This window comes from Streptomyces sp. NBC_01016, assembly GCF_026341035.1.
Classification (GTDB): Bacteria; Actinomycetota; Actinomycetes; order Streptomycetales; family Streptomycetaceae; genus Streptomyces.
The window spans coordinates 2,824,195-2,850,400 of sequence record NZ_JAPEOQ010000001.1; the positions used below are offsets into that span (position 1 = coordinate 2,824,195).

Annotated in this window: 20 protein-coding genes and 1 pseudogene; 16 read left to right on the forward strand and 5 right to left on the reverse strand. The window is 70.3% G+C overall.

Features of this window, described 5'->3' with window-relative positions; translation table 11 throughout:
• Positions 1-52: 52 nt before the first annotated feature.
• Positions 53-1,126 carry an adenosine deaminase gene (locus OG746_RS13235; protein WP_266714736.1) on the reverse strand — a complete coding sequence of 358 codons (1,074 nt, stop codon included), beginning with the start codon at positions 1,124-1,126 and terminating at the stop codon, positions 53-55.
• Positions 1,127-1,224: 98 nt separating this feature from the next.
• On the opposite strand from OG746_RS13235, the gene OG746_RS13240 reads away from it, so the two are divergent.
• Positions 1,225-1,647, forward strand: coding sequence for a DUF4190 domain-containing protein (locus OG746_RS13240; protein ID WP_266714738.1), 423 nt, complete (start codon positions 1,225-1,227; stop codon positions 1,645-1,647).
• A 9-nt stretch (positions 1,648-1,656) separates the two neighbouring features.
• Here the strand turns inward: OG746_RS13240 and ybiA are convergent, their stop codons facing one another.
• Positions 1,657-2,241 carry a riboflavin biosynthesis intermediates N-glycosidase gene (gene ybiA, locus OG746_RS13245; protein ID WP_266714740.1) on the reverse strand — a complete coding sequence of 195 codons (585 nt, stop codon included), beginning with the start codon at positions 2,239-2,241 and terminating at the stop codon, positions 1,657-1,659.
• Positions 2,242-2,440: 199 nt separating this feature from the next.
• On the opposite strand from ybiA, the gene OG746_RS13250 reads away from it, so the two are divergent.
• From OG746_RS13250 to OG746_RS13275, 6 genes are all read left to right on the forward strand, one after another.
• Positions 2,441-3,994: a gamma-aminobutyraldehyde dehydrogenase gene (locus OG746_RS13250; protein WP_266714742.1), complete on the forward strand. Its 1,554-nt coding sequence runs from the start codon at positions 2,441-2,443 to the stop codon at positions 3,992-3,994.
• A gap of 79 nt (positions 3,995-4,073) precedes the next feature.
• Positions 4,074-5,327 (forward strand): polyamine ABC transporter substrate-binding protein, encoded by a 1,254-nt coding sequence (locus OG746_RS13255; protein WP_266714743.1) that lies wholly within the window; start codon positions 4,074-4,076, stop codon positions 5,325-5,327.
• 52 nt (positions 5,328-5,379) lie between these two features.
• Positions 5,380-6,552 (forward strand): ABC transporter ATP-binding protein, encoded by a 1,173-nt coding sequence (locus OG746_RS13260; protein ID WP_266714745.1) that lies wholly within the window; start codon positions 5,380-5,382, stop codon positions 6,550-6,552.
• Positions 6,549-7,481 (forward strand): ABC transporter permease, encoded by a 933-nt coding sequence (locus OG746_RS13265; protein WP_266714747.1) that lies wholly within the window; start codon positions 6,549-6,551, stop codon positions 7,479-7,481. The genes OG746_RS13260 and OG746_RS13265 overlap by 4 nt, the downstream gene beginning before the upstream one ends.
• 11 nt (positions 7,482-7,492) lie before the next feature.
• Entirely contained in the window at positions 7,493-8,281 is a 789-nt protein-coding gene (locus tag OG746_RS13270; RefSeq protein ID WP_266718915.1) for an ABC transporter permease, read from the forward strand.
• Positions 8,282-8,311: 30 nt separating this feature from the next.
• Complete coding sequence (locus OG746_RS13275) at positions 8,312-9,730, forward strand: NAD(P)/FAD-dependent oxidoreductase (RefSeq protein ID WP_266714749.1); 1,419 nt, start codon at positions 8,312-8,314, stop codon at positions 9,728-9,730.
• A 3-nt stretch (positions 9,731-9,733) separates the two neighbouring features.
• On the opposite strand, the gene OG746_RS13280 is transcribed toward OG746_RS13275, so the two are convergent.
• Positions 9,734-10,099 (reverse strand): nuclear transport factor 2 family protein, encoded by a 366-nt coding sequence (locus OG746_RS13280; protein ID WP_266714751.1) that lies wholly within the window; start codon positions 10,097-10,099, stop codon positions 9,734-9,736.
• Positions 10,100-10,266: 167 nt separating this feature from the next.
• On the opposite strand from OG746_RS13280, the gene OG746_RS13285 reads away from it, so the two are divergent.
• Together OG746_RS13285 and OG746_RS13290 are read left to right on the forward strand one after the other, a co-directional pair.
• Positions 10,267-10,725 (forward strand): hypothetical protein, encoded by a 459-nt coding sequence (locus OG746_RS13285; RefSeq protein WP_266714753.1) that lies wholly within the window; start codon positions 10,267-10,269, stop codon positions 10,723-10,725.
• A 216-nt stretch (positions 10,726-10,941) separates the two neighbouring features.
• Positions 10,942-11,988 (forward strand): annotated as a pseudogene (locus tag OG746_RS13290) (chitinase); the annotation flags it as partial.
• Here the strand turns inward: OG746_RS13290 and OG746_RS45430 are convergent.
• The gene (locus tag OG746_RS45430) at positions 11,927-12,373 is read right to left on the reverse strand and encodes a phosphatase PAP2 family protein (protein ID WP_323179598.1); all 447 of its coding nucleotides are present in this window, start codon (positions 12,371-12,373) and stop codon (positions 11,927-11,929) included. The pseudogene OG746_RS13290 and the gene OG746_RS45430 sit on opposite strands and share 62 nt — an antisense overlap.
• A gap of 558 nt (positions 12,374-12,931) precedes the next feature.
• Entirely contained in the window at positions 12,932-14,266 is a 1,335-nt protein-coding gene (gabT, locus tag OG746_RS13300; RefSeq protein WP_266714757.1) for a 4-aminobutyrate--2-oxoglutarate transaminase, read from the reverse strand.
• A gap of 307 nt (positions 14,267-14,573) precedes the next feature.
• Between gabT and OG746_RS13305 the strand changes: the two genes are divergently transcribed.
• The 7 genes from OG746_RS13305 (at position 14,574) to OG746_RS13335 (ending at position 26,134) form a co-directional block, all read left to right on the forward strand.
• On the forward strand, positions 14,574-16,934 hold the full coding sequence (locus tag OG746_RS13305; protein ID WP_266714759.1) for an ATP/GTP-binding protein: 2,361 nt from the start codon (positions 14,574-14,576) through the stop codon (positions 16,932-16,934).
• A gap of 178 nt (positions 16,935-17,112) precedes the next feature.
• Positions 17,113-18,768 carry a PucR family transcriptional regulator gene (locus OG746_RS13310; protein WP_266714760.1) on the forward strand — a complete coding sequence of 552 codons (1,656 nt, stop codon included), beginning with the start codon at positions 17,113-17,115 and terminating at the stop codon, positions 18,766-18,768.
• Positions 18,769-18,958: 190 nt separating this feature from the next.
• The gene (locus tag OG746_RS13315; RefSeq protein ID WP_266714762.1) at positions 18,959-20,401 is read left to right on the forward strand and encodes an aldehyde dehydrogenase family protein; all 1,443 of its coding nucleotides are present in this window, start codon (positions 18,959-18,961) and stop codon (positions 20,399-20,401) included.
• Between the two features lie 183 nt (positions 20,402-20,584).
• Positions 20,585-21,403 carry a GH12 family glycosyl hydrolase domain-containing protein gene (locus OG746_RS13320; protein WP_266714764.1) on the forward strand — a complete coding sequence of 273 codons (819 nt, stop codon included), beginning with the start codon at positions 20,585-20,587 and terminating at the stop codon, positions 21,401-21,403.
• A 120-nt stretch (positions 21,404-21,523) separates the two neighbouring features.
• On the forward strand, positions 21,524-23,476 hold the full coding sequence (locus OG746_RS13325; RefSeq protein ID WP_266714766.1) for an acyl-CoA dehydrogenase family protein: 1,953 nt from the start codon (positions 21,524-21,526) through the stop codon (positions 23,474-23,476).
• Between the two features lie 76 nt (positions 23,477-23,552).
• Positions 23,553-24,836, forward strand: coding sequence for a 1-deoxy-D-xylulose-5-phosphate reductoisomerase (dxr, locus tag OG746_RS13330; RefSeq protein ID WP_266714768.1), 1,284 nt, complete (start codon positions 23,553-23,555; stop codon positions 24,834-24,836).
• Entirely contained in the window at positions 24,833-26,134 is a 1,302-nt protein-coding gene (locus OG746_RS13335; protein ID WP_524540406.1) for a M50 family metallopeptidase, read from the forward strand. Before dxr ends, OG746_RS13335 begins: the two co-directional genes overlap by 4 nt.
• Positions 26,135-26,206: the final 72 nt, after the last annotated feature.

The window sequence follows — 26,206 nt, forward strand, 5'->3', positions numbered from 1 at the left end:
TCGGCCGCGGGGCTCTGCCCCGGACCCCGCGGGCTCTCGTCCGACTGCGGGCTTAATTCGGCCAGTTCTCCGTGTAACTGTCGATCTCGGTGATGATGCGTGCCTTGCCGATCTCGTCGAGGAACGACTCCCGCACCGCGTTCTTCGCCAGCTCCGCCACGCCCCGCTCGTCGAGGTCGAGGAGGCGGGCCGCCACCGCGTACTCGGTGTTGAGGTCCGTGGAGAACATCGGCGGGTCGTCCGAGTTGATGGTGACCGTCACGCCCGCGTCCACGAACTGCTTGAGCGGGTGCTCGTCGAGGGTGCGGACCGCGCGCGTCGCGATGTTCGACGTCGGGCACACCTCCAGCGGGATGCCGTGCTCGGCGAGGTGCGCGAGGAGCTTCGGGTCCTGGGCCGCCGACGTGCCGTGGCCGATGCGCTCGGCGCCCAGGTGGTTCAGCGCGTCCCACACCGTCTCGGGCCCCGTCGTCTCGCCCGCGTGCGGCACCGAGCGCAGGCCCGCCGCGCGCGCCCGGTCGAAGTACGGCTTGAACTGCGGGCGCGGCACGCCGACTTCGGGCCCGCCGAGCCCGAACGACACCAGGCCCTCCGGCCGCAGCGCGTCGTCCGTGGCGAGCCGCGCCGTCTCCTCGGCCGACTCAAGGCCCGCCTCGCCGGGGATGTCGAAGCACCAGCGCAGCACCGTGCCGAACTCGGACTCCGCCGACTTGCGCGCGTCCTCGATCGCCTCCATGAACCCGCGGGCGTCGATGCCGCGGCGCGTGGAGGAGAAGGGGGTGAGGGTGAGCTCCGCGTACCGCACGTTCTGCCGGGCCATGTCGCGGGCGATCTCGTACGTGAGGAGGCGGACGTCCTCCGGCGTGCGGATCAGGTCGACCACCGACAGGTACACCTGGATGAAGTGCGCGAAGTCCGTGAACGTGAAGAACTCGGCCAGCGCCTCGGCGTCGGCCGGAACCTTCGAGTCGGGGTGCCGGGCGGCCAGCTCCGAGACGATCCTGGGGGAGGCGGAGCCCACGTGGTGGACGTGCAGTTCCGCCTTCGGCAGTCCGGTGATGAAGGCCTGCAGACTCTGGCTCTGGCTCTGGCTCTGGCTCTGGCTGTGACTCGGGCTCTGGCTCACGGTTTCCTCCCCAGGAACTTGGGTGATCGGCTGATCGGGGTCCTCGTCATCGTATGCGGGGAGATCCCCGGCACGACGGGGGTCCCTAGCATGGGTGGATGAGCGAGTACGACCCGTGGCGCACGCCGCCGGCGCCCTCCTCGTACGGGTACGCCAATCCGTACGCGGCGCCGGACGAGCCCGTGCCGCCACCACCGGTCGGTCCCGAGGGCCCGACACCGTTCTCGTACCAGGCCTACTGGTACGCATACGGCCTCGGCCCGCCGCCGGGGTCCGTGCCGCCTCGCAACGGGCCCGGTCTCGCGGCCCTGGTGCTCGGCGTCGTCACCGCGGTCGGCTTCGTGGTGTGGCCGGTCGCGATCGTGACGGGCGTGCTCGCGGTGATCTTCGGCGTGATCGGCAGACAGCGGGCCGGGCGCGGCGCCGCGACCAACGGCGGGCAGGCGCTGGGCGGGCTCATCTGCGGCGTCGGTGGGCTGCTGTCGGCGATCGGGGTCGCGATCGCCGTCCTCATGGGGTGAGCAGCTGCTCTACGGGGTGCGCAGCCGCTCTCTCGCCGCCATCAGCGCGAACCCCAGCAGATTCAACCCCCGCCACGCCTCCGGATCCGCTGCCCCGGCCTCGTCCGCCGCCATCCCGATGCCCCACACCCGGTCCATCGGACTCGCCTCCACCAGCACCTGCTCGCCCGTTCCCACCAGGAATTCCCGCAGCGCCGGATCCGCCGCGAACTTGTGGACGCTCCCCTCGACGACCACGCCGAAGCGCTCCCGCTCCCACACCGCACCGTCGAAGCCCCGCACCAGGCGCCCCGCCTTCTTGGCCTCCGCCGGATGACCTGCGGCGATCGCGCGGCGCTCCGCCTCCGCGTCCCCGAACAGGCGCGCCTTCTCCGCCATCATCCAGTGCTCCGCCGTCGCGTACTCCACGCCCGCCACCGTGAACGGCGAGGGCCACCACTGGCTGAGGCAACTCGCCCCGATCGAACCGTCCTTACGCGGTGTGTGCCCCCAGAAGTGCAGGTACTTCACGCTTGTCCCCGCCGCCAGAGCCGTGACCAGCGATTCCCTGCTGTCGATCTCCATACACGCGAGTCTGGCACGCACCACTGACATTCCGTCCTGCGTTTTACAGGTGGACTCGACACCCGGTCGACAGATTCCGTCGCGTAACCAAAAGGCAACAACGGAATCACTTGTTGGCACTGTGGTCCTCTGTCAGGATCGTCACTCACATCGAGCTGGAGCTACGGCTGGAGCTACGTCGGCGCCCTCGGGACGAGGGCCGACGCAGGAGAAGCGAGAGCGAGCACTCATGCACCACCCCACCTCGGATCACCCCGCCTCGGCCAAGAACGTGGCCGCACTGGCGCAGGAACTCTTCGCGGAAGGCGCGAACTTCGTCGCGGGCCGCCTCGTCAAGGGCACGTCCGGCCGCACCCACGCCGTCGTCGACCCGGCCACGGGCGAGGAGGTCTACACGTACGAACTGGCGGGCACCGCCGACGTGGACGCCGCCGTCGCGGCCGCCCGTGCGGCCTTCCCCGGCTGGTCGGGCGCCACGCCCGGCGAGCGGTCCGACGCCATGCACCGGTTCGCCGGGGTCCTCGACGAGAAGGCCGAGGAGTTCGCGCGCCTCGAATCGCTGCAGTGCGGCAAGCCGCTCAAGCTGAGCCGCGAGTTCGACGTGCCCGGATCGGTCGACAACGCCGCCTTCTTCGCCGGCGCCGCCCGGCACCTTCAGGGGCAGTCCGCGGGCGAGTACAGCGCCGACCACACCTCGTACGTACGCCGCGAGCCCATCGGTGTCGTCGGCTCCATCGCGCCGTGGAACTACCCGCTGCAGATGGCCGCCTGGAAGGTGCTTCCGGCGATCGCGGCGGGCAACACGATCGTCCTCAAGCCCGCCGAGCTCACCCCGTTCACCTCGCTCCTCTTCGCGCAGGCCGCCACCGAGGCGGGTCTCCCGGACGGCGTCGTCAACGTCATCAGCGGCGCGGGCCGCGACGCGGGCGAGCACCTCGTCGGCCACCCGGACGTCGCCATGACCTCCTTCACCGGCTCCACGGGCGTCGGCAAGCGGGTCGCCGAGATCGCCACGGCCACCGTGAAGCGGATCCACCTGGAGCTGGGCGGCAAGGCGCCGTTCGTCGTGTTCGACGACGCCGACCTCGACGCCGCTGTGCACGGCGCGGTCGCCGGCTCGCTCATCAACACCGGCCAGGACTGCACCGCCGCCACGCGCGCGTACGTGCAGCGTCCCCTCTACGAAGCCTTCGTGGAGCGGACGGCAGCCCTGATGGAGACCGTCAGGCTCGGCGACCCGTTCGCCGACGGCACCGACCTCGGGCCGCTCATCTCGCACGCCCAGCGGGACCGCGTCGCCGCCTTCGTCGACCGGGCGCGCGGCTACGCGCGCGTGGTGACCGGTGGCGAGGCCCCCGGCGGCGAGCTCGCGGACGGCGCGTACTACCGGCCCACCCTCATCGCCGACGCCGCGCAGGACAGCGAGGCCGTGCAGTCCGAGATCTTCGGCCCCGTGCTCGTCGTGCTGCCCTTCGACAGCGACGACGAGGGCATCCGGCTCGCCAACGACACCCCGTACGGGCTCGCCGCCTCCGCCTGGTCCACCAATGTGTTCCGCGCGAACCGTGCCACGCGCGAGATCAAGGCGGGCTGTGTGTGGGTCAACGACCACATCCCGATCCTCAGCGAGATGCCGCACGGCGGCTACAAGGCATCCGGCTACGGCAAGGACATGTCCGCCTACTCCTTCGACGAGTACACGCAGATCAAGCACGTCATGTTCGACAACACCGCGGTGGTGCGCAAGGACTGGCACCGCACGGTCTTCGGGGACCGTCCTTAACCGATATCCGGCTACCGCCGGGTGGCAGCAGGCCGACCGACCACCGGCCGCCACTCCTCCCGAAAGGGCAACCACGCGCATGGAGCAGTACGAGCCCGACAGCCTGTCCCCGGCCCAACTGGCCGCCATGCACCGCAGCTTCAGGAACGGCAGGGCAGCGATGTCCCGCCGGTCCCTGATGCGCGCCTCCGCCGGCGGCGCGCTCGCCGTCGGCGGGCTCAGCGCCCTCACCGGCTGCGGCATCCCCGCGGCGAGCAAGTCCTCGGGCGGCATCTCGTCCGAGGACCACTCGGCCAAGGAGAAGACCATCAACTTCTCCAACTGGACCGAGTACATCGACATGAGCGACGACGAGAAGCACCGCCCGTCCCTCGAGGCCTTCACCAAGCGCACCGGGATCAAGGTCAAGTACACCGAGGACATCAACGACAACGTCGAGTTCTTCGGGAAGATCAAGCCGCAGCTCGCGGCGGGCCAGGACACGGGCCGCGACATCATCGTCCTCACCGACTGGCTCGCCGCACGGCTGATCCGCTACGGCTGGGTGCAGAAGCTCGACCAGGCCAACCTGCCGCACGCGTACACCAACCTGGCCACCCAGTTCCGCAACCCCGACTGGGACCCGGGCCGCTCGTTTTCCTACCCCTGGCAGGGCATCGCGACGGTCATCGCGTACAACACCAAGGCCACCGGCGGGAAAGAGATCACCTCGGTCTCGCAGCTGCTCGACGACCCGAAGCTCAAGGGCAAGGTCGGCCTGCTCTCCGAGATGCGCGACACGATCGGCATGACGCTGATCGACATGGGCAAGGACCCGCGCACCTTCAAGGCCGACGACTTCGACGCGGCGATCGCGCGCGTGCAGAAGGCCGTCGACAACAAGCAGGTGCGCCGCTTCACCGGCAACGACTACATATCCGACCTCAGCAAGGGCGACCTGGCGGCCTGCCTCGCCTGGGCCGGTGACGTCGTCCAGCTCCAGGCGGACAACCCGCACGTCAAGTTCGCGATCCCGGACGCCGGTTACATCTCGTCGACCGACAACATGCTGGTCCCGAACAAGGCACGTCACAAGACGAATGCCGAGAAGCTCATGGACTACTACTACGAGCCGGCGGTCGGCGCGGAGCTGGCGGCGTGGATCAACTACGTCTCGCCGCTGGAGACCGGCATCGTCAAGCCGGAACTCGCCAAGATCGACAAGGACGTCGCGAACGACCCGCTGATCGTCCCCGACAAGGAGATGTCGGCGAAGGCGCACAACTTCCGCTCCCTGACGGCCAAGGAAGACACGGCGTTCGAGCAGAAGTTCGCCCAGCTCACCGGCGGCTGAGCCGATCCCGCTCGCCCAGCACCCCTGCCCTCACCGACTCCTTGGACTCACCATGACGACCCTTCCGACGTCGGAGACCGGCGGAGACGTCCGTCTCTCCGGGATCAGCAAGACGTACGACAACGGCTTCACCGCCGTCCGGCCGCTCGACCTCACCGTGCCCCAGGGCTCGTTCTTCGCGCTGCTCGGCGCCTCCGGCTGCGGGAAGACCACGACGCTCCGCATGATCGCCGGACTCGAGGACCCGACCACGGGCACCGTGCACCTCGGCGACCAGGACGTGACGTCCCTGCCCCCGTACAAGCGCCCGGTGAACACCGTCTTCCAGTCGTACGCGCTCTTCCCGCACCTCGACATCTACGAGAACGTCGCCTTCGGCCTGCGCCGGCGCGGCATCAAGTCCGTGAAGAAGCAGGTCGAGGAGATGCTCGACCTGGTGCAGCTCGGCGAGCAGATCCGCAAGAAGCCGCAGCAGCTCTCCGGCGGCCAGCAGCAGCGCGTCGCCGTGGCCCGCGCGCTCATCAACCACCCCAAGGTGCTGCTGCTCGACGAGCCGCTCGGCGCCCTCGACCTCAAGCTGCGCCGCCAGATGCAGCTGGAGCTCAAGCGCATCCAGACCGAGGTCGGCATCACGTTCGTGCACGTGACGCACGACCAGGAGGAGGCCATGACGATGGCCGACACCGTGGCCGTGATGAACGCGGGCTCCGTCGAGCAACTCGGCGCCCCCACCGACCTGTACGAGAACCCGGGCTCGACGTTCGTCGCGAACTTCCTCGGCACCTCGAACTTCATCGAGGCCGAGATCGCGGGCCGCTCCGGCGACGACCTCACCCTCAAGGCGGGCGGCGGCAAGCTCGTCCTGCCCACCGCCCGCAACTCGTCGAGCACCACCGCGACCGGCGACAAGCTGCTTCTCGGCGTGCGGCCCGAGAAGATCACGCTCACGCACGCCGACGACGCGGGCGAGATCCCCGACGGCCGCAACCGCATCACGGGGAAGATCGCCGACTCCAGCTTCATCGGTGTCTCCACGCAGTACGTCATCGACAGCCCGCTGTGCGACTCCTTCGAGGTCTACGCGCAGAACATCGAGCGCGACAGCCGGCTCGTCCCCGGCGCCGAGGTCGTCCTGCACTGGAACCCCGCGCACACGTTCGGCCTCGATGCCGCCCAGGACATCGACGCGGGCGCGGCCAAGGTCTCGGAGGACGCCGCCGCATGAGCACGACACTCTCCGATGCGCCCCCGGCGGCGCCCACGCCGACGGAAGAACCCCGCAAGCCCCGCAAGCGCGGCCGACTCGTCCCGTACTGGCTGCTGCTGCCCGGCATCCTCTGGCTGGTCGTCTTCTTCGCGCTGCCGATGGTCTACCAGGCCTCGACATCGGTGCAGCAAGGGTCACTTGAGGACGGCTTCAAGGTCACCTGGCACTTCGCCACGTACTGGGACGCGCTGTCCGAGTACTGGCCGCAGTTCCTGCGCTCGGTGCTTTACGCGGGCCTCGCCACGATCCTGTGTCTGCTGCTCGGCTACCCGCTCGCGTATCTCATCGCGTTCCGCGCGGGCCGCTGGCGCAACTTCATCATGATCCTGGTGATCGCCCCGTTCTTCACCAGCTTCCTGATCCGTACGCTCGCGTGGAAGACGATCCTCGCCGACGGCGGCCCGGTCGTCGGCGCGCTCAACTCGCTGCACATTCTCGACGTCACGAGCCTGCTCGGCATGACCGACGGCAGCCGGGTCCTCGCCACACCGCTCGCGGTGGTGTGCGGACTCACGTACAACTTCCTGCCGTTCATGATCCTGCCGCTCTACACCTCCCTCGAACGGATCGACGGCCGGCTGCACGAGGCGGCGGGCGACCTGTACGCGCACCCCTTCACCACCTTCCGCAAGGTGACGTTCCCGCTGTCGATGCCGGGCGTGGTCTCCGGAACGCTGCTGACCTTCATCCCGGCGACCGGCGACTACGTGAACGCGGACCTGCTCGGCTCCACCGACACCCGCATGATCGGAAACGTCATCCAGACGCAGTTCCTGCGGATTCTCGACTATCCGACGGCGGCGGCGCTCTCCTTCATCCTCATGGCGGCCATTCTCTTCATGGTCACCTTCTACATCCGTCGTTCCGGGACGGAGGACCTCGTCTGATGTCGATGCTGATGCGCTGGCTGCGAAAGAATCTCGTGGTGATAGCGGGCCTCATAACGCTCGGCTATCTACTGCTTCCGAATCTCGTCGTCACGGTCTTCTCCTTCAACAAACCGAAGGGCCGCTTCAATTACGAATGGCAGGCGTTCTCGACGGACGCCTGGAAGAACCCGTGCGGCGTCGCCGACATGTGCGGCTCGCTCTCGCTGAGCCTCCAGATCGCGTTCTGGGCCACGATCGGCGCGACGGCCCTCGGCACGATGATCGCCTTCGCGCTCGTCCGCTACCGGTTCAGGGCGCGCGGCGCGATCAACTCGCTGATCTTCCTGCCGATGGCGATGCCGGAGGTCGTGATGGCGGCCTCGCTGCTCACGCTCTTCCTCAACATGGGCGCCCAGCTGGGCTTCTGGACGATCCTGATCGCCCACATCATGTTCTGCCTCAGCTTCGTGGTGACGGCGGTGAAGGCGCGCGTGATGTCGATGGACCCGCGCCTGGAGCAGGCGGCGCAGGACCTGTACGCGGGTCCGGTGCAGACGTTCCTGCGCGTGACGCTGCCGATCGCGGCGCCCGGCATCGCGGCGGGCGCGCTGCTCGCCTTCGCGCTGTCCTTCGACGATTTCATCATCACCAATTTCAACGCGGGCTCGACCGTCACGTTCCCCATGTTCGTCTGGGGCTCGGCGCAGCGCGGAACGCCCGTTCAGATCAATGTCATCGGTACGGCCATGTTCCTGGTCGCCGTACTGTGTGTGCTGGCTGCAATGACCATCGGTAAGCGCAAGAACAAAACTGCCTGATCTACTCGTATTTCTGAGGGAGTTGGAATCATGGCCGCACGCGCCATGAATCGCTGGACGAATTCACTCGCCGACGCCAAGCCGGTCGCCTACTGGCTCGACGACCCCGGCAGGCCCGAGGCCCGCCCGGCCCTGACCGGCGACGAGCACTGCGACCTCCTGGTCGTCGGCGGCGGCTACAGCGGACTGTGGACCGCGCTGCTCGCCAAAGAGCGCGACCCGGGCCGTGACGTGGTCCTCGTCGAGGGCCGCGAGATCGGCTGGGCCGCCTCCGGGCGCAACGGTGGATTCTGTGCCGCCTCCCTCACGCACGGCACGGCCAACGGGCTGGCCCGCTGGCCGAAGGAGATCAAGAAGCTGGAGGAGCTGGGCGCCGCCAACCTCGACGCCATCGAGGCGGCGGTGGCCCGCTACTCCATCGACTGCGACTTCGAGCGCACCGGCGAGCTGGACGTGGCGACGCAGCCCCACCAGGTCGACGAACTGCGCGAGTTCCACGCGGAGTTGACCGATGCCGGTCTCGCGGACGGCATCGAGCTCCTCGACGCGGACGAGACCCGCGAACAGGTCGCGTCGCCCACCTTCCTCGGCTCGATGTACGACCGGCACGGCGTCGCCATGCTCCACCCGGCGAAGCTGGCGTGGGGCCTCAAGCGGGCCTGCCTCGACCTCGGCGTCCGCATCCACGAGAACACGCCGGCCACGGAGTTGGCCTCGAACGGCGCCGGGGTCGCGGTCCGCACCCCGTACGGACGGGTCTTCGCCCGGCACGCCGCACTCGCCACGAACGTCTTCCCGTCCCTGGTGAAGCGCACGCGTGCGTACACCGTCCCGGTCTACGACTACGCGCTGATGACGGAGCCGCTGAGCGCGGACCAGCTGGCGGCGGTCGGCTGGAAGAACCGCCAGGGCCTCGGCGACTCCGCCAACCAGTTCCACTACTTCCGGCTCTCGGCCGACAACCGGATCCTGTGGGGCGGCTACGACGCGATCTACCCGTACGGCGGCCGGGTGCGGGCCGAGCACGACCACCGCCCGGAGACGTACGCGAAGCTGGCGGGCCACTTCTTCGCGTGCTTCCCACAGTTGGAGGGCCTGCGCTTCACGCACGCCTGGGGCGGCGCGATCGACACCTGCACCCGCTTCTCGGCGTTCTTCGGCACGGCGCACGCGGGGCGGGTGGCGTACGCCGCCGGGTACACGGGCCTCGGCGTGGGCGCGACGCGGTTCGGCGCGGACGTGATGCTGGACCTGCTCTCGGGTGAGCGCACGGACCGTACGGAGCTGGAAATGGTGCGCAAGAAGCCGCTCCCGTTCCCGCCCGAGCCGTTCGCGTCCACGGGCATCGCGCTCACCAAGTGGTCCCTCGCACGCGCCGACGAGAACGGCGGCCGCCGCAATCTGTGGCTGAAGGCGATGGACACGGTGGGCCTCGGCTTCGACAGCTGAGCGCTACGCCGACGTCGGCGTGCCCTGATGGAAGTACATCCGCCACCCGGCCTCCGGGTGGCGGCGCCACAGGGAGCTGCGGTTCACCCGACGCTCGCCGTCGTCCGTTCTGAACGTGAGGTGCACGACGCCGGGGGCGAGGAGCGTCCCCGCCATCCCCGTGACCCGGACCGGCGGGCCGGGATCCGCGGCCCCGGTCACCGCCAGGATCGACTCCCGCCCCCAGCGCCGTCCGGACGCGCCGAACTCGAAGAATTCCGGGTCGAGCAGCGCCAGTACGAGCTCGTCATGCGCGCGTACGTCCGGTTCCAGCAGCCGCAGCTCCCTGTCGATCGCCGCCTGCACCTGCGTCTTCTCGTCCTCTTCCATGGCCCGAGAGTACGGGTGCGCCTGCTGGGGATCACCCGGCGTACGCCCTGGTCGTACGCGGCTCCGAAAATTCACTACCTCCAGGTAACCGAAGTCGCGTAATGCTCGGGCCACTTCCTCCTCTCGTTCGTGACGATCAGCGTCGATGTGAACGAGGAGGCCTCTTCATGACTGGCTCGGGCGACAAGGCCGCCGTCGAGTGGCTGGTGTCCGTGGCACCGGATCCGGACGCCTGCCGCTGGGAGTGGGAACGCAATCCGCACGGGGTGGCGCTGCTGCCCGCGGGCGAGCGGTGGGACGTGCTGATCCTGCCGGGGGAGCTGGGTTATCCGACGCTCGACGTGCTGCGCCGGGTGATCGACAGGCCGGGCCCCGTGCTCGCGGACTTCGGCGCCGCCCGCATGGGCTTCTTCGTACCCGCGGGCACGGCCGCCCGGTGGCTCGGCACCGGGGTGCGCGCGGTGGGGAGCGGCAGCTGGATCGTGGTGCCCTACCCCGGCCGGCTCGCGGGCGGCGTGCGCTGGCTGGTGCCGCCGGACGGCTCGGGCACGCTCACGGACCCGGCGCTCCTGGAACTGGCGATGCACGAGGCGGCGGCCCAACTGGCAAGGGGCACAGGGGAGTAGTGGTGGGAGTGCTGGGAGATCCGCGGATCCCCGACCCTTGACAACTCAATTGGTCTGGACCAAATTGGGCGCGCTCCACCGTGCTCGTTTCCCCCACCACGCCCGGAGGCAGCCATGTCCCGCTCCAGACCCCGCAGGTCCCGTAAATCCCGTGGATTCCGCAGGCTCTTGACGAGCCTCGCGGCCGCCGCGCTCGCCGCGACCGGCCTCACCGCCTTGTCCACCACCGCACGTGCCGCCGATGCCGACCTCCCGGCGCACGCCCTCGTCGGCTACCTCCACGCGAGCTTCGCCAACGGCGCCGGATACACCCGCCTCGCCGACGTCCCCGACAGCTGGGACGTCATCGACCTCGCCTTCGGCGAACCCACGTCGACGACCTCCGGAGACATCCGCTTCGACCGCTGTCCGGCCACGGAATGTCCGGGCGTCGAGTCGGACGCCGAGTTCAAGGCCGCGATCAAGGCCAAGCAGGCGGCGGGCAAGAAGGTCCTTATCTCGATCGGCGGTCAGAACGGCCAGGTCCAACTCACCACGGCCGCCGCCCGCGACACCTTCGTCACGTCCGTCTCGAAGATCATCGACGAGTACGGTCTCGACGGCCTCGACATCGACTTCGAGGGCCACTCCCTCTCCCTGGACGCCGACGACACCGACTTCAAGACCCCGAAGACCCCGGTGATCGTGAACCTGATCTCGGCGGTGAAGTCCCTGAAGGCCAAGTACGGCGACAAGTTCACGCTGACCATGGCCCCGGAGACGTTCTTCGTCCAGCTCGGCTACCAGTACTACGGCACCGGCAAATGGGGCGGTCAGGACCCGCGCGCGGGGGCGTACCTCCCGGTCATCCACGCCCTGCGCGACGACCTGACGCTCCTCCACGTCCAGGACTACAACTCCGGCCCGATCATGGGCCTCGACAACCAGTACCACTCCATGGGCGGCGCCGACTTCCACATCGCCGTGACCGACATGCTGCTCACCGGCTTCCCGGTCGCGGGTGACGCGGCCAACGTCTTCCCGCCGCTGCGCCCCGACCAGGTCGCGATCGGCATGCCGGCGTCCACCCAGGCGGGCAACGGCTATGTGTCCCCGGCCGAGACGAACAAGGCCCTCGACTGCCTCACCAAGAAGACCGACTGCGGCTCGTACGCGCCCCATGGGACCTGGCCGGACCTGCGCGGACTGATGACGTGGTCGATCAACTGGGACCGCTTCGGCAACTGGGAGTTCCAGAAGAACTTCGACGGCTACTTCGGCTGACCGCATACGCCGCCGCGCACAGCAGCACCACTGACAGACACCAACTGCCGACCACATCGGCCGGCCAGTGATACCCCTGCCGTACGAGTCCCAGGCCTACGGCCGCGTTCAACACGACGCAGCCGTAGGCCAGTCGGCGTGAACGGAGCAGCAGCACGCACAGTCCGTACGCGACCGCGGCCGTCGCCGTGTGGCCCGACGGGTAGAAGCCCGTCTCCGGTGCCATGGGCGGCGGTCCCGGGCGGGCGATGAGCGACTGGAGCGGGCTCACCAGGGCGGGGACCAGGGCCATCGTCACGACCGCGGCGAGCACGGGGAACCAGGTCCGGATGCGCCAGGTGACGTACGCGAGGGTGACGGCGAGGACCGGGAGCGCGACGCTCATGTTGCCGAGGTCGGCGAAGAACTCCGCGGGGGCGGAAGGGATCGCGCTCGTGCGGATCGCGTTGCCGAGGCGCTCGTCGTACGTGACCAGGGGGCCGTCGGATGCGACCTGCCAGGTGACTGCGGCGAAGAGAAGCGCCGCGAAGAGGGGGAGAAAAATGGTCGGCCGGTTCGGAACAGGGGGGGTAGTTCCGAACCGGCCGAACTGGCCGGCGTATCGCGCGCCCCGGGGGGTTTGGGGCGAGCGACCGTCCGACCGGTGAGGAGTTCCGGAGCCGGAAGCTCCGGGTGTGTGCGCGAGGGCACGACCAGGGCGAAGCTGGGGAGGCCTCGACCCGGGTTCGCCCGCAGTCGCCTGCGAGCGAGGTGTTTCTCTCATCTGCAGAAACCGTACGGCAGGGGCTGAGGGTGCGACAGCCGGTTGGGCAACATCCCATCGGCCTCGCACACCTTCTTCACACGGCCCGACCGTCGTCGCAGGTCACGGAATCGTCGCGGCATACGCCATCACGATCGGGGCGTGTGGCTCCTGTTACCGGAGCGGCGTCCTGGGAGCTCCTCAGAGCGCCGCGAACGCGTTTTCGATGATGTCGAGGCCCTCGTTCAGGAGGTCCTGGCCGATGACGAGCGGCGGCAGGAAGCGCAGCACGTTGCCGTAGGTGCCACAGGTGAGGACGAGCAGGCCCTCGGCGTGGCAGGCCTTGGCGAGGGCGGCGGTGGCCTCCGGGGCCGGCTCCTTGGTGGCCGGGTCCTTGACCAGCTCGACGGCGATCATGCCGCCGCGGCCGCGGATGTCGCCGATGACAGGGAACTTCTCCTGCATCGCCGACAGGCGCGACTTCATCGTCGTCTCGATCTCCTTCGCCTTGGCGTTGAGGTCGAGCTCCTTCATCGTCTCGATGGCGCCGAGCGCACCGGCGCAGGCCACCGGGTTGCCGCCGTAGGTGCCGCCGAGGCCGCCCGCGTGCGCGGCGTCCATGATCTCGGCCTTGCCGGTCACGGCGGCGAGCGGGAGGCCGCCCGCGATGCCCTTGGCGGTCGTGATCAGGTCCGGGACGATGCCCTCGTTCTCGCACGCGAACCACTGGCCCGTGCGGCAGAAGCCGGACTGGATCTCGTCCGCGACGAAGACGATGCCGTTGTCGGCGGCGAACTGGCGGATCGCCGGGAGGAAGCCCTTGGCCGGCTCGATGAAGCCGCCCTCGCCGAGCACCGGCTCGATGATGATCGCGGCGACGTTGTCCGCGCCGATCTGCTTGGTGATCTGGTCGATCGCCTGGGCGGAGGCCTCGGCGCCCGCGTTCTCCTCGCCGGTCGGCCAGCGGTAGCCGTAGGCCACCGGGACGCGGTAGACCTCGGGCGCGAACGGGCCGAAGCCGTTCTTGTACGGCATGTTCTTCGAGGTCAGCGCCATCGTCAGGTTCGTACGGCCGTGGTAGCCGTGGTCGAAGACGACGACCGCCTGGCGCTTGGTGTAGGCGCGGGCGATCTTGACGGCGTTCTCGACGGCCTCGGCGCCGGAGTTGAAGAGGGCCGACTTCTTCTCGTGGTCGCCCGGCGTCAGCTCGGCGAGCGCCTCGGCGACCGCGACGTAGCTCTCGTACGGCGTGACCATGAAGCAGGTGTGGGTGAAGTCCTGCAGCTGGGCGGAGGCGCGGCGGACCACGGCCTCGGCGGAGGCGCCGACGGAGGTCACGGCGATACCGGAACCGAAGTCGATGAGGCGGTTGCCGTCGACGTCCTCGATGATGCCGCGGTCGACCTTGGCGGTGAACACCGGCAGCGTGGAGCCCACGCCTGCGGCGACGACCGCGGTGCGGCGGGCCTGCAGCTCCTGCGACTTCGGGCCGGGGATGGCGGTGACGACGCGGCGCTCCTGCGGGATGTCGCTCATGCGGGGCTCCTGGTTCTGGAATCCGGTCCCGGGTTCCGTCGCGACGTCGCCGGGGCTGCTTTCGGGGGGTTTCTCGCAGGTTAGGGGCGGGGGAGCGGGGTGGTCATGCTCCATCCGGGCGGGGTCGGTGGTGCCCGTTGTCCGTCTTGGACAGGTGTGGATCCGGTGGGGTCTCCGGACGGGACGGGTGCGCGCGCCGCGACGGGCCCGGCCCATGGGGCGCGTATGCGGTGAACTCCCCTGGTACGGGCATTAGATTGAGGCGCGATCGACGCACACGGCACAGGGCAGCTCAGGGGGCTAGGCCATGGACAGCGAAAGCGGCATGCAGGGCACGCAGGGTGCGGGTGGCGGTGAGCGGCAGGCGTCCGCGCCCGTACCGCGTCCCGCGCGGCCGCCCCGCCCGGCCGCCCCGCCGATGCCCCGGCAGGCGCCCCCGGCGGCCCGCGGCTCGGTGGCCGAGTGGCTCGCCGCGCGCCGGCCCAAGACCCAACCGGGCGTGTGGCGGTACGAGTACGAGCCCCGGCCCCCGGAGCGGGACACGTCGGCGATCGGGCGCAAGCTGCTGGTGTGGATGGCGCTGTCGTTCCTGGTCGGCGTCCTGTTGTGGAGCCTGTGGCGGCGCGGCACGCTGCCGTACCAGTGGGCCCCGCTGAAGATCTTCACGCCGGACGGCTGGTGGTGGCCGGGCACGACCTCGCCCCGGGACCAGAAGGCGTACGACGCACTCGTCGTCTACGAAGGCGTGGCTTTCGCTCTGCTCGTCTTCTTGGTGGGGCGTTTCGGGGCCTGGGCGGAGGGCATCCGGCACTTCGTCGTCCGCAGGCCCCAGCCGGCCCGCGCGATCGTGGCCTCGGTCGCCGCCGTGGGCGTGCTGGTCTTCGTGTGGCCGGACGCGCTCGGCCTCTCCTGGCGGCCGCTGCCGATCGCCGACCCGGTCCTCTCCCTCGTCGTCCTCGTCACCGGCGGCTACGGCTTCTTCCAGGTCCCGGTCCTCGCCTATCTCCTGTACGCGCTGATCACGGCGGCGGTGCTGTGGCCGTTCGCCCGGATCGGCGGCTGGCTCGACATCTGGTCCGCGCGCCGCAAGAAGGAAGCGCCGCCCCGTCCCGCCGCCCAACCCGCGCGCGCGGGTTGGGCGCAACTGCGCGAGGCGGGCCAGGGCCAGGCCGCCGACGTGCTCACCGCCGAGGTGGCGGGCGGCCGCATGAACGACGTGGACTGTGCGCGCGTCACCCACGCCTGGCGGCACACCGCCGACCCGGCCGCCTTCACCAAGACCGTGCTCAAGCAGGGCGCGGGCGCATGGGCGCACCCTTCGGGGCAGCGCGATCTGCCGGCCCGCGCGGCGGCGCACGACCTGCTCGTCGGCCAGGTGCGGATCGGCTCCTTCGCGAGCGACGAGCGCAATCCGTACGCGCTGCGGGGCGCGGGCGCGGCCCTCGACCCGAACCTGCTCGGCACCTCGCTCCTCGCCGTAGGACCGCCGGGCGCGGGCAAGACGGCGGGGGTCGTACGCCCCGTGGTCGAGTCCCTGGCGCTCCAGGCGCTCACCGGGCAGTGCGCCGTGCTCGCGGTCTGCGCGCAGGGCACCCCGCTCGGCCCCGACGACGCGTACGACGTGGTGGTCAGGCCGGGCGACCGGTCGTCGGTGCACGACCTCGACCTGTACGCGGACGCCACCGACGCGGACGAGGCCGCGGGCTTCCTCGCCGAGGGCCTGGTCGGTGACCTGGACACGGTCGACACCCGGCGCGCCGCCACTGCGCTCGCCCAGCTCCTCGGCCCCTACAGGGAGGCGCACGGCACGTTCCCCGCGGTGCCGGTGCTGCGCGAACTCCTGGAGGGCGATCCGGAGGCCTTCGCCGACCTCAAGGGGCGCCTGTTGGCGGACTCCGCGATGCGGCGCGAACTCGACGCCCGGCAACGGCAGTTCGGCACCGCCAGCGATCCGGGCCCGCTGCTCGCCGACCGCCTCGCCCTCCTGGACCGCCCGATCTTCTCCGGCTTCTTCGACCCGGCCGCCGCCCGCCCGTTCTCCGTACGGGCCCTCGCGCACCACCCGCTGCGGGTCCGCGTCGACCTGCCCGAGCAGGGCCACGAAGAGGCTTCCAGGCTGCTCGCCCGGCTGCTGCTCGCCCAGTTCACCTCCGTCGTACGAGGCCGGGGCGGGCGCTCCCACTTCGCCTGCCTGGTCCTCGACGACGCGGCGCGCACCGTCACCGCGGAGACGGTCCGCGGCATCCAGCGGCTGCGGTCCGCGCACGCCGGAGTGGTGCTCGGCCTGCGCACCATCGGCGAGGTCGCCGAGCCCCTGCAGGGCCCGCTGTACGCGGCCGTCGGCTGCCGCATGGCGTTCTCCGGGGTCACGACATGGGACGGTCGGCGCTTCGCCGAGGCCTGGGGCACGGAGTGGGTGGAGACCGAGGAGGTCGCGCAGCACGCGGTGTTCGCGCAGCAGCCGCTGACCCGCGCGCTGCACAAGGCGCGCCAGATGGTGACCGGGAAGGCCGTCACCACGGACGCCGTCACCGTCCGCAAGGTGGAGCGCGAGCGCTGGTCGGCATCCGATCTGGCGCATGCGGTGCCGCCGGGGCACGCGGTGCTCTCGCTCACCACTGTGCGCGGTGAGCACGCTCCGCCGCTGCTCGTGGACCTGCGGGGCTGAAAAGCGTGTGAAAACGTCTGAAGGTTGACTGAGCTTTCAGGGGGCGGGGGCCCCAGCGGTACGTACGGTGAGGCAGAATCGACACTGGTCGTTCATACGCACCGGCCAAAAGCTTCACAGGATCCACGTGTACGCCCTGCCCCCGTGTACGCCCCCCGCTCACCCGAAGGCCTGGCCTATGCCGCCCACGCTCGCTTCGCTCGTCCACCACTCGGCGCTCAAGCTCGGCGTGCGCGCGGGCGAGCAGCACCTGGACACGCCGGTCCGCTGGGCGCACGTGAGCGAGCTCGCCGATCCCGTCCCGTACATGGAGGGCGGCGAGCTCCTCCTGATGACCGCGCTCAAGCTGGACGCCGAGGACCCGGAGGAGATGAGCCGCTATGTGAAGCGGCTCGTCGAGGCGGGGGTCGTCGGACTCGGCTTCGCCGTCGGCGTCAACTACGACGACGTCCCCGAGGCCCTGGTGAAGGCGGCGAAGGACGAGGGTCTTCCGCTGCTCGCGGTGCCGACGCGCACGCCGTTCATCGCCATCAGCAAGGCGGTCTCCGCCGCGATCGCCGCCGAGCAGTACAAGGCCGTCACCTCCGGGTTCGCCGCCCAGCGCGAACTCACCAAGCAGGCGCTGGGCAGCGGGCCCGAAGGGGTGCTCGCCGTGCTCGCCGCGCAGGTCGACGGGTGGGCCGCGCTGTACGACGCGTCGGGCGCCGTCGTCGCCACCGCCCCGGACTGGGCGGGCCGCCGCGCCGCCCGCCTGACCGGCGAGGTGGAGCGGCTGCGGGACCGGCCCGCGCCGGCCAGCGCGGTGGTGGAGAGCGGCTCCGACGACCGGGTCGAACTGCACTCCATCGGCACCGGACGGCGGCCCCGCGCGGCGCTCGCGGTGGGCACGGCGGCGGCCCTGGGGACGGCCGAACGGTACGCGCTGCACTCGGCGATCGCCCTGCTCACCCTCACCACCGAACGCTCCCGGGCGCTGTACGCGGCGGAGCAGCGGATCGGCTCGGCGGTCCTGCGGATGCTGCTCGCGGGGGAGCCCGACCACGCGCGGGCCGTCGCGGGCGACCTGTACGGGGCGCTGCTCGACGCGCCGTTCCGGATGCTGATCGCGGACGCCGCGGCGCCGCCGAAGAACGGGACGGCGCGGCCGGTCGCGGCGCCGTCGAGCGGGACGGCGGCGTTGCTGGCGGAGGCGGTGACCGGGTCCCGGGAGCAGGGTGCGGGACCTGCGGGACCGCTCCCCGTCCTCGCCGACGTCGTGGAGTCCGCGGCGGCGCGCTCCGGCGAGGCGCTGCTCGTCGTCCCCGACGGCGAGCGCCTCGTGCTGCTCGCCGTCGACGGCGGGGCGGCGGCGGAGGCCTGCCTCCAGTACGCGGAGGCCCTGGAGTCGACGCGCGGGGAGAACTCGTCCGAGGACGAACTGGTCATCGGCTTCTCGGCGCCGGCCGGGCCGATCGCGGCGGTGTCCGCGTACAAGCAGGCCGAACAGGCGCTCTCCGTCGCCCGCAGACGCGGCCGGATCCTCGTCGAGCACGAGGATGTCGCGACGGGCTCGGTGTTGCCGTTGCTGGGTGACGACGCGGTCAGGGCGTTCGCGGACGGCCTCCTGCGGGCGCTCCGCGACCACGATGCGACGGGCCGGGGCGACCTGGTGGCCTCGCTCCGGGCGTGGCTCTCCCGCCACGGCCAATGGGACGCGGCGGCGGCTGACCTCGGCGTCCACCGCCACACGCTCCGCTACCGCATGCGCCGGGTCGAGGAGATCCTCGGCCGCTCCCTGGACGACCCGGACGTCCGCATGGAGCTGTGGCTGGCGCTGAAGGCGACGAGCATTTAAGCCCCGCTCTGGTTACGAGAGCCCGCGGGGTCCGGGGCGGAGCCCCGAGGCCGGAACCACGTTGCCGTGCGCCAATTCGGCGAACCGTCACCCACGACTACGCCGCATCGTCCAAACGGCAACCCCACACACCCGCCCTACCGTGGTCACCGCACCCCCCAAACCCACGGAGAGGCCGGTACACGCACCCATGACCACCCACGCCTTCTGGCTCGCCGGCCGCCAGGCCACCGGTGACACGACGTTCGACGTCCACAACTCCTACGACGGCCGCCTCGTCGGCACCGTCGCCGAGCCCACCGAGGCCCAGGTGGAGGAGGCCGTCGCCGCCGCCCACGCCGTGGTCGACGAGTTCGCCGCGACCCCCGCCCACGTACGGGCCAAGGCCCTGAACCACGTGGCCGACCGCCTGATCGAGCGCACCGAGGAGATCGCCCAGCTGATCTCCGCGGAGAACGGCAAGCCGATCAAGTGGGCCCGCGGCGAGGTCGGCCGCGCCGTCTCCGTGTTCCGCTTCTCCGCCGAGGAGGCCCGCCGCTGGAACAGCGGTGAGGCCCAGCGCCTCGACACCGACGCGGGCGGCACGGGCCGCATGGCGATCACCCGCCGGATCCCGAAGGGCGTCGTCCTCGGCATCGCCCCGTTCAACTTCCCGCTGAACCTGAGCGCCCACAAGGTCGCCCCGGCCATCGCGGTGGGCGCGCCCATCATCCTCAAGCCGGCCCCGGCCACCCCGATCTCCTCGCTGATCCTCGGCGAGCTGCTCGCGGAGACGGACCTCCCGGCCGGTTCCTGGTCGGTCCTCACGGTCCCCAACGACCGCATGCCCGCCCTGGTCCAGGACGAGCGCCTCCCGGTCATCTCCTTCACCGGCTCGGGCCCGGTCGGCTACGCGATCATGGACAGCGTCCCGCGCAAGCACTGCACCCTGGAGCTCGGCGGCAACGGCGCGGCCGTCGTTCTCGCCGACTACGCCTCCGAGGCCGACCTGGACTGGGCGGCGAGCCGTATCGCCACCTTCTCCAACTACCAGGGCGGCCAGTCCTGCATCTCGGTGCAGCGCGTCATCGCCGACGCCAGCGTCTACGACCGGCTCCTGCCGAAGATCGTCGCGGCCGTCGAGGCGCAGGTCACCGGCGACCCGGCGGACGACGCCACCGACGTGGGCCCGCTGGTCAGCGAGGACGCCGCGAAGCGCGTCGAGTCGTGGGTGACCGAGGCCGTCGACGCCGGCGCCTCCCTCCTCGCCGGCGGCAAGCGCGACGGCGCGACCTACGCGCCCACCGTCCTCGCCGACGTCCCGGCCGACGTCACGATCTCCTGCGAGGAGGTCTTCGGTCCGGTCCTCACGGTGAAGAAGGTGGACGGCGAGGCCGAGGCCTTCGCCGCCGTCAATGACTCCAAGTACGGCCTCCAGGCTGGTGTGTTCACGCACGACCTCCAGACCGCGTTCCGCGCCCACCGCGCGCTCGAGGTCGGCGGCGTGGTCATCGGCGACGCCCCGTCCTACCGCGCCGACCAGATGCCGTACGGCGGCGCCAAGCAGTCCGGCGTGGGCCGCGAGGGCGTCAAGTTCGCCATGGACGACTACACGTACGAGCGCGTCCTCGTCCTGACGGGCCTCGCGCTGTAGTCACTCCGCGAGGAGAACACCGAAAACCCCCGGCGCGCGCCTGGTCCGCGCGCCGGACCACGACGGCCGGAGCCCACTGTGCGGGGGCTCCGGCCGTCGGCCTTTCGCCCGAAGGCAACTTCCCCGCGCGCGGCGGCCACTTGAGGGACGTAGTCCAACGCCCCCAACGGAAGGACGTCCCTCATGGCCGCCAGCCGGCATCGCCGCCCCCGCCTCTCCCGACGCCTGAAGCTCGCCGCGGCAGCGGCCACCGCACTCGCGACCGGCGCCACCGTCAGCGTCGCCATGGCCGACGAGTCGGCGAAACTCTGCGACGCCTACGCCACCGTGACGATGGGCAAGTACTACGTCAACAACAACCTGTGGGGTCAGGACAAGGCCACCGGTTCGCAGTGCATGTGGTCCAACTCCCAGTCGGGCGACACCATTTCGTGGGCCACCGAGTACGACTGGGCCAACAACTCGGCCGGACACGACTACGACGTGAAGTCCTACGTCTCCAGCGTCCTGGGCTGGCACTGGGGCTGGAAGGTCGACAAGTCGGCCACCGGACTTCCCACCCGCGTCGGCGACAAGAAGGACATCAGGTCGACGTGGAAGTTCGGGCTCAACGCCGACCCGGGCACCATGAACGTCGCCTACGACCTGTGGTTCCACGCCAAGGACAACGCCGACTGGCAGGACGGCCCCACCGACGAGGTCATGATCTGGCTCAACCGCCAGGGCGGCGCGGGCCCCCTCGGCACCAAGGAGGCCACCGTCAGCCTCGGCGGCGCCACCTGGGACCTCTACAAGGGCAACGTCGGCTGGAACGTCTACTCGTTCGTCCGCACCGCCAACACCACCTCCGCCACCCTCGACCTCGACGACTTCAACCAGGCGCTCGTGGCGCGCGGCCTGATGAGCGGCGACAAGTACCTCTCCGGCATCGAGGCCGGCACCGAGGTCTTCAAGGGGAAGGGGAAGCTCAGTACGGAGGCGTACTCCGTGAACGTGGGCTGATCGGCGGACGGGATGTGCGCAGGGGCTGGTCGACATGCCCGTTATCGGGTACATACGATCGAGTAGCACCGACCGGTAACCAGCCGGGCCGGTGACCCGACGCGCGGCGAGGTGAACCTCATGTCCGCAACACCCCCAGCACCCGAGCACCGGGCGAAGGTCTCCGAAAAGGAGGCACGCCAGGTTGCCGAGGCGGCCCGCGAACAGGACTGGCGCAAACCCAGCTTCGCCAAGGAGCTGTTCCTCGGCCGGTTCCGGCTCGACCTCATCCACCCGCACCCGCTGCCCGCCGACGAGGACGCGCAGCGCGGCGAGGAATTCCTCGCCAAGCTGCGCGACTTCTGCGAGACGAAGATCGACTCGGCCCGCATCGAGCGCGAGGCGCAGATCCCCGACGAGACGATCAACGGGCTCAAGGAGCTCGGCGCGCTCGGCATGAAGATCGACACGAAGTACGGCGGTCTCGGGCTCACGCAGGTCTACTACAACAAGTCGCTCGCCCTGGTCGGTTCGGCCTCGCCCGCGATCGGCGCGCTGCTCTCCGCGCATCAGTCCATCGGCGTGCCCCAGCCCTTGAAGCAGTTCGGCACGCAGGAGCAGAAGGACGCCTTCCTGCCGCGCTGCGCCCGCACCGACATCTCGGCGTTCCTGCTCACCGAGCCCGACGTCGGCTCCGACCCGGCCCGGCTCGCCACCACCGCCGTCCCCGACGGCGACGGTACGTACGTCCTCGACGGTGTGAAGCTGTGGACGACGAACGGAGTCGTCGCCGACCTGCTCGTCGTCATGGCCCGCGTACCGAAGTCGGAGGGCCACAAGGGTGGCATCACCGCGTTCGTCGTCGAGGCGGGCTCCGAGGGCGTCACCGTCGAGAACCGCAACGCCTTCATGGGCCTGCGCGGCCTGGAGAACGGCGTCACCCGCTTCCACCAGGTCCGCGTCCCCGCGGCGAACCGCATCGGCTCCGAGGGCGCGGGCCTCAAGATCGCGCTCACCACCCTCAACACCGGCCGCCTCTCGCTGCCCGCGATGTGCGTCGGCGCGGGCAAGTGGTGCCTCAAGATCGCCCGCGAGTGGTCGGCGGAGCGTGAACAGTGGGGCAGGCCGGTCGCGTTCCACGAGGCCGTCGGCTCGAAGATCTCCTTCATCGCGGCGACGACCTTCGCCCTGGAAGCCGTCCTCGACCTCTCCTCGCAGATGGCGGACGAGGACCGCAACGACATCCGTATCGAGGCCGCCCTCGCCAAGCTCTACGGCTCCGAGATGTCCTGCCTGATGGCCGACGAGCTCGTCCAGATCCGCGGCGGCCGCGGCTTCGAGACGGCCGAATCCCTCGCGGCCCGCGGCGAACGCGCCGTCCCCGCCGAGCAGGTCCTGCGCGATCTGCGCATCAACCGCATCTTCGAGGGCTCGACCGAGATCATGCACCTGCTGATCGCGCGCGAGGCCGTGGACGCCCACCTGTCGGTCGCGGGCGACCTCATCGACCCCGAGAAGTCCCTCTCGGACAAGGCGAAGGCGGGAGCAAAAGCAGGCGGCTTCTATGCCCGCTGGCTCCCGAAACTGGTCGCGGGCCCGGGTCAACTCCCGCGTACGTACGCTGAGTTCCACCCCTCCGGGCACCCCGACCTCTCCACCCACCTCCGCTTCGTGGAACGCTCCGCCCGCAAACTCGCCCGCTCCACCTTCTACGCCATGTCCCGCTGGCAGGGCCGCATGGAGACGAAGCAGGGCTTCCTCGGCCGGATCGTCGACATCGGCGCCGAACTCTTCGCCATGAGCGCGGCCTGCGTACGCGCCGAACTCCTGCGCACCACCGAGGCGTACGGACGCGAGGCCTACCAGCTCGCCGACGCCTTCTGCCGCCAGTCCCGCATCCGCGTCGACGAACTCTTCGACCGGCTGTGGACCAACACCGACGACCTCGACCACAAGGTCGTCAAGGGCGTCATAGGAGGTACGTACACGTGGCTGGAGCAGGGCGTCGTCGACCTCAGCGGCGACGGCCCCTGGATCGCCGACGCGACACCCGGCCCGAGCAAGCGGAAGAACGTGCACCGGCCGATCCGCTGACGCTCCACGCCTGATCCTTTACGTCCTTCTGCCATCCCGTGTCGGACGCACAGGGAGTTCACGCAAGAATGGGGGGATGAGCGACAGCCCATCCCCCCTCGCGGACCCGCACCTCGTCTTCGACCCGGCCCCGGCCGACGCCCCCCGGGACGTCGTCGTCCTGGGCTCCACGGGCTCCATCGGCACGCAGGCCGTCGACCTCGTCCTGCGCAATCCCGACCGGTTCCGCGTCACCGCGCTCAGCGCCGCGGGCGGCCGCGTCGAACTGCTCGCCGAGCAGGCGCACCGGCTGCGCGTACGCACCGTGGCCGTGGCCCGCGAGGACGTCGTGCCCGCGCTGCGCGAGGCGCTGAGCAGCCAGTACGGGCCGGGGGAGAAGCTGCCCGAGATCCTCGCGGGCCCCGACGCCGCCACCGAGATCGCGGGACGCGGCGACTGCCACACCGTGCTCAACGGCATCACCGGCTCCATCGGCCTGGCCCCGACGCTCGCCGCGCTCCAGGCGGGCCGCACCCTCGCTCTCGCCAACAAGGAGTCGCTGATCGTCGGCGGCCCGCTGGTGAAGGGCATCGCCAAGCCCGGCCAGATCATCCCGGTCGACTCCGAGCACGCCGCGCTCTTCCAGGCTCTCGCCGGCGGCACCCGCGCCGACGTCCGCAAGCTCGTCGTCACCGCGTCCGGCGGCCCGTTCCGCGGCCGTACGAAGGCGGACCTCGCGAACGTCACCGTGGACGACGCGCTCGCGCACCCCACCTGGGCGATGGGCCCGGTCATCACCATCAACTCCTCGACCCTGGTGAACAAGGGCCTGGAGGTCATCGAGGCCCATCTCCTCTACGACATCCCCTTCGACCGCATCGAAGTGGTCGTGCACCCGCAGTCCTACGTGCACTCCATGGTCGAGTTCGTCGACGGCTCGACGCTCGCCCAGGCGACCCCGCCCGACATGCGCGGCCCCATCGCCGTCGGCATCGGCTGGCCCGAGCGGATCCCCGACGCGGCCCCCGCGTTCGACTGGACGAAGGCCTCCAGCTGGGAGTTCTTCCCGCTCGACAACGAGGCGTTTCCGGCCGTGGGGCTCGCCCGTCATGTGGGGGAGCTCGCGGGCACGGCCCCGGCGGTGTTCAATGCCGCCAACGAGGAGTGCGTGGACGCGTTCTTGAAGGGCGCCCTTCCGTACAACGGGATCATGGAGACCGTGACGAAGGTCGTCGAGGACTGCATCTCTGAGAGGCGTGGCACACCGGGATCGGGAACTTCCCTCACCGTCGCGGACGTCCTCGAAGCGGAGACCTGGGCGCGCGCCCGGGCCCGTGAACTGACCGCAATGGACAAGGCAGCCGCGGAGGCTCGTGCATGACGACCTTGATGATGATCCTCGGCGTAGTCATCTTCGCGGTGGGCCTGCTCTTCTCCATCGCCTGGCACGAGCTGGGCCACCTGTCCACGGCGAAGATCTTCGGCATCCGAGTCCCGCAGTACATGGTCGGCTTCGGGCCCACGATCTTCTCGCGGAAGAAGGGCGACACCGAGTACGGCGTCAAGGCCATCCCGCTCGGCGGCTACATCCGCATGATCGGCATGTTCCCGCCGGGCGCCGACGGCAAGATCGAGTCCCGCTCGACCTCGCCGTTCCGCTCCATGGTGGAGGACGCGCGCGCCGCGGCCTTCGAGGAGCTGCAGCCCGGTGACGAGACCCGGCTCTTCTACACGCGCAAGCCGTGGAAGCGCGTCATCGTCATGTTCGCCGGACCGTTCATGAACCTGATCCTTGCGATCGGCCTGTTCCTCACGGTCCTGATGGGCTTCGGCGTCACCCAGCAGACCAACGTCGTCTCCTCGGTCTCGTCCTGCGTCATCCAGGCCAGCGCCAACCGCGACAGCTGCAAGGCCTCCGACCCGGAGTCCCCGGCGAAGGCGGCGGGCCTGCAACCGAAGGACAAGATCGTGTCCTTCAACGGGGTCACGACGGACGAGTGGAACGCCCTGTCCGACGAGATCCGCGAGAACGCGGGCAACACGGTCCCGGTCGTCGTCGAGCGCGACGGACAGCAGAAGACGCTGACCGCGAAGATCGCCACGAACCAGGTGCCGAAGAAGGACGCCAGCGGCCAGATCACCGACGGCTACGTCAACGCGGGCTTCCTCGGCTTCACCGCCGCCACCGGCGTCGTACGCCAGGACTTCGGCTCCTCCGTGACCTGGATGTCCGACCGGGTCGGCGACGCGGTGGACTCCATCATCGCGCTGCCCGCGAAGATCCCCGCCCTCTGGGACGCGGCGTTCGGCGACGGCCCGCGCGAGCAGGACTCGCCGATGGGCGTGGTCGGCGCGGCCCGGGTCGGCGGCGAGATCTTCACCCTCGACATCCCGCCCACCCAACAACTGGCCATGGCATTGATGCTGGTGGCGGGCTTCAACCTGTCGCTCTTCCTCTTCAACATGCTGCCGCTGCTGCCGCTCGACGGCGGGCACATCGCGGGCGCCCTGTGGGAGGCGCTGCGCAGGAACCTCGCGAAGGTGTTCCGGCGCCCCGACCCGGGCCCGTTCGACGTGGCGAAGCTCATGCCGGTGGCGTACGTGGTGGCCGGTGTATTCGTCTGTTTCACCATCCTCGTGCTGATCGCGGACGTGGTGAACCCGGTGAAAATCTCCTGATCAGACGCCGGACACGCGCCGGTGGCCCGCTGTTCGGGACTGCCCGGCACCCTGAGTGCCGGGCAGTCCCTC

What these genes read in the sequence shown, in the direction of transcription:
- OG746_RS13310 (WP_266714760.1), top strand. Translation starts at nt 17,113, where the DNA reads ATGCCGCCCACGCTCGCTTCGCTCGTCCACCACTCGGCGCTCAAGCTC.
- OG746_RS13265 (WP_266714747.1), top strand. Translation starts at nt 6,549, where the DNA reads ATGAGCACGACACTCTCCGATGCGCCCCCGGCGGCGCCCACGCCGACG.
- OG746_RS13280 (WP_266714751.1), bottom strand. Translation starts at nt 10,099, where the DNA reads ATGGAAGAGGACGAGAAGACGCAGGTGCAGGCGGCGATCGACAGGGAG.
- OG746_RS13270 (WP_266718915.1), top strand. Translation starts at nt 7,493, where the DNA reads ATGCGCTGGCTGCGAAAGAATCTCGTGGTGATAGCGGGCCTCATAACG.
- OG746_RS45430 (WP_323179598.1), bottom strand. Translation starts at nt 12,373, where the DNA reads ATGAGCGTCGCGCTCCCGGTCCTCGCCGTCACCCTCGCGTACGTCACC.
- OG746_RS13320 (WP_266714764.1), top strand. Translation starts at nt 20,585, where the DNA reads ATGGCCGCCAGCCGGCATCGCCGCCCCCGCCTCTCCCGACGCCTGAAG.
- OG746_RS13255 (WP_266714743.1), top strand. Translation starts at nt 4,074, where the DNA reads ATGGAGCAGTACGAGCCCGACAGCCTGTCCCCGGCCCAACTGGCCGCC.
- OG746_RS13285 (WP_266714753.1), top strand. Translation starts at nt 10,267, where the DNA reads ATGACTGGCTCGGGCGACAAGGCCGCCGTCGAGTGGCTGGTGTCCGTG.
- OG746_RS13260 (WP_266714745.1), top strand. Translation starts at nt 5,380, where the DNA reads ATGACGACCCTTCCGACGTCGGAGACCGGCGGAGACGTCCGTCTCTCC.
- OG746_RS13275 (WP_266714749.1), top strand. Translation starts at nt 8,312, where the DNA reads ATGGCCGCACGCGCCATGAATCGCTGGACGAATTCACTCGCCGACGCC.
- OG746_RS13305 (WP_266714759.1), top strand. Translation starts at nt 14,574, where the DNA reads ATGGACAGCGAAAGCGGCATGCAGGGCACGCAGGGTGCGGGTGGCGGT.
- OG746_RS13325 (WP_266714766.1), top strand. Translation starts at nt 21,524, where the DNA reads ATGTCCGCAACACCCCCAGCACCCGAGCACCGGGCGAAGGTCTCCGAA.
- gabT (WP_266714757.1), bottom strand. Translation starts at nt 14,266, where the DNA reads ATGAGCGACATCCCGCAGGAGCGCCGCGTCGTCACCGCCATCCCCGGC.
- OG746_RS13335 (WP_524540406.1), top strand. Translation starts at nt 24,833, where the DNA reads ATGACGACCTTGATGATGATCCTCGGCGTAGTCATCTTCGCGGTGGGC.
- OG746_RS13250 (WP_266714742.1), top strand. Translation starts at nt 2,441, where the DNA reads ATGCACCACCCCACCTCGGATCACCCCGCCTCGGCCAAGAACGTGGCC.
- OG746_RS13240 (WP_266714738.1), top strand. Translation starts at nt 1,225, where the DNA reads ATGAGCGAGTACGACCCGTGGCGCACGCCGCCGGCGCCCTCCTCGTAC.
- ybiA (WP_266714740.1), bottom strand. Translation starts at nt 2,241, where the DNA reads ATGTCAGTGGTGCGTGCCAGACTCGCGTGTATGGAGATCGACAGCAGG.
- OG746_RS13315 (WP_266714762.1), top strand. Translation starts at nt 18,959, where the DNA reads ATGACCACCCACGCCTTCTGGCTCGCCGGCCGCCAGGCCACCGGTGAC.
- dxr (WP_266714768.1), top strand. Translation starts at nt 23,553, where the DNA reads ATGAGCGACAGCCCATCCCCCCTCGCGGACCCGCACCTCGTCTTCGAC.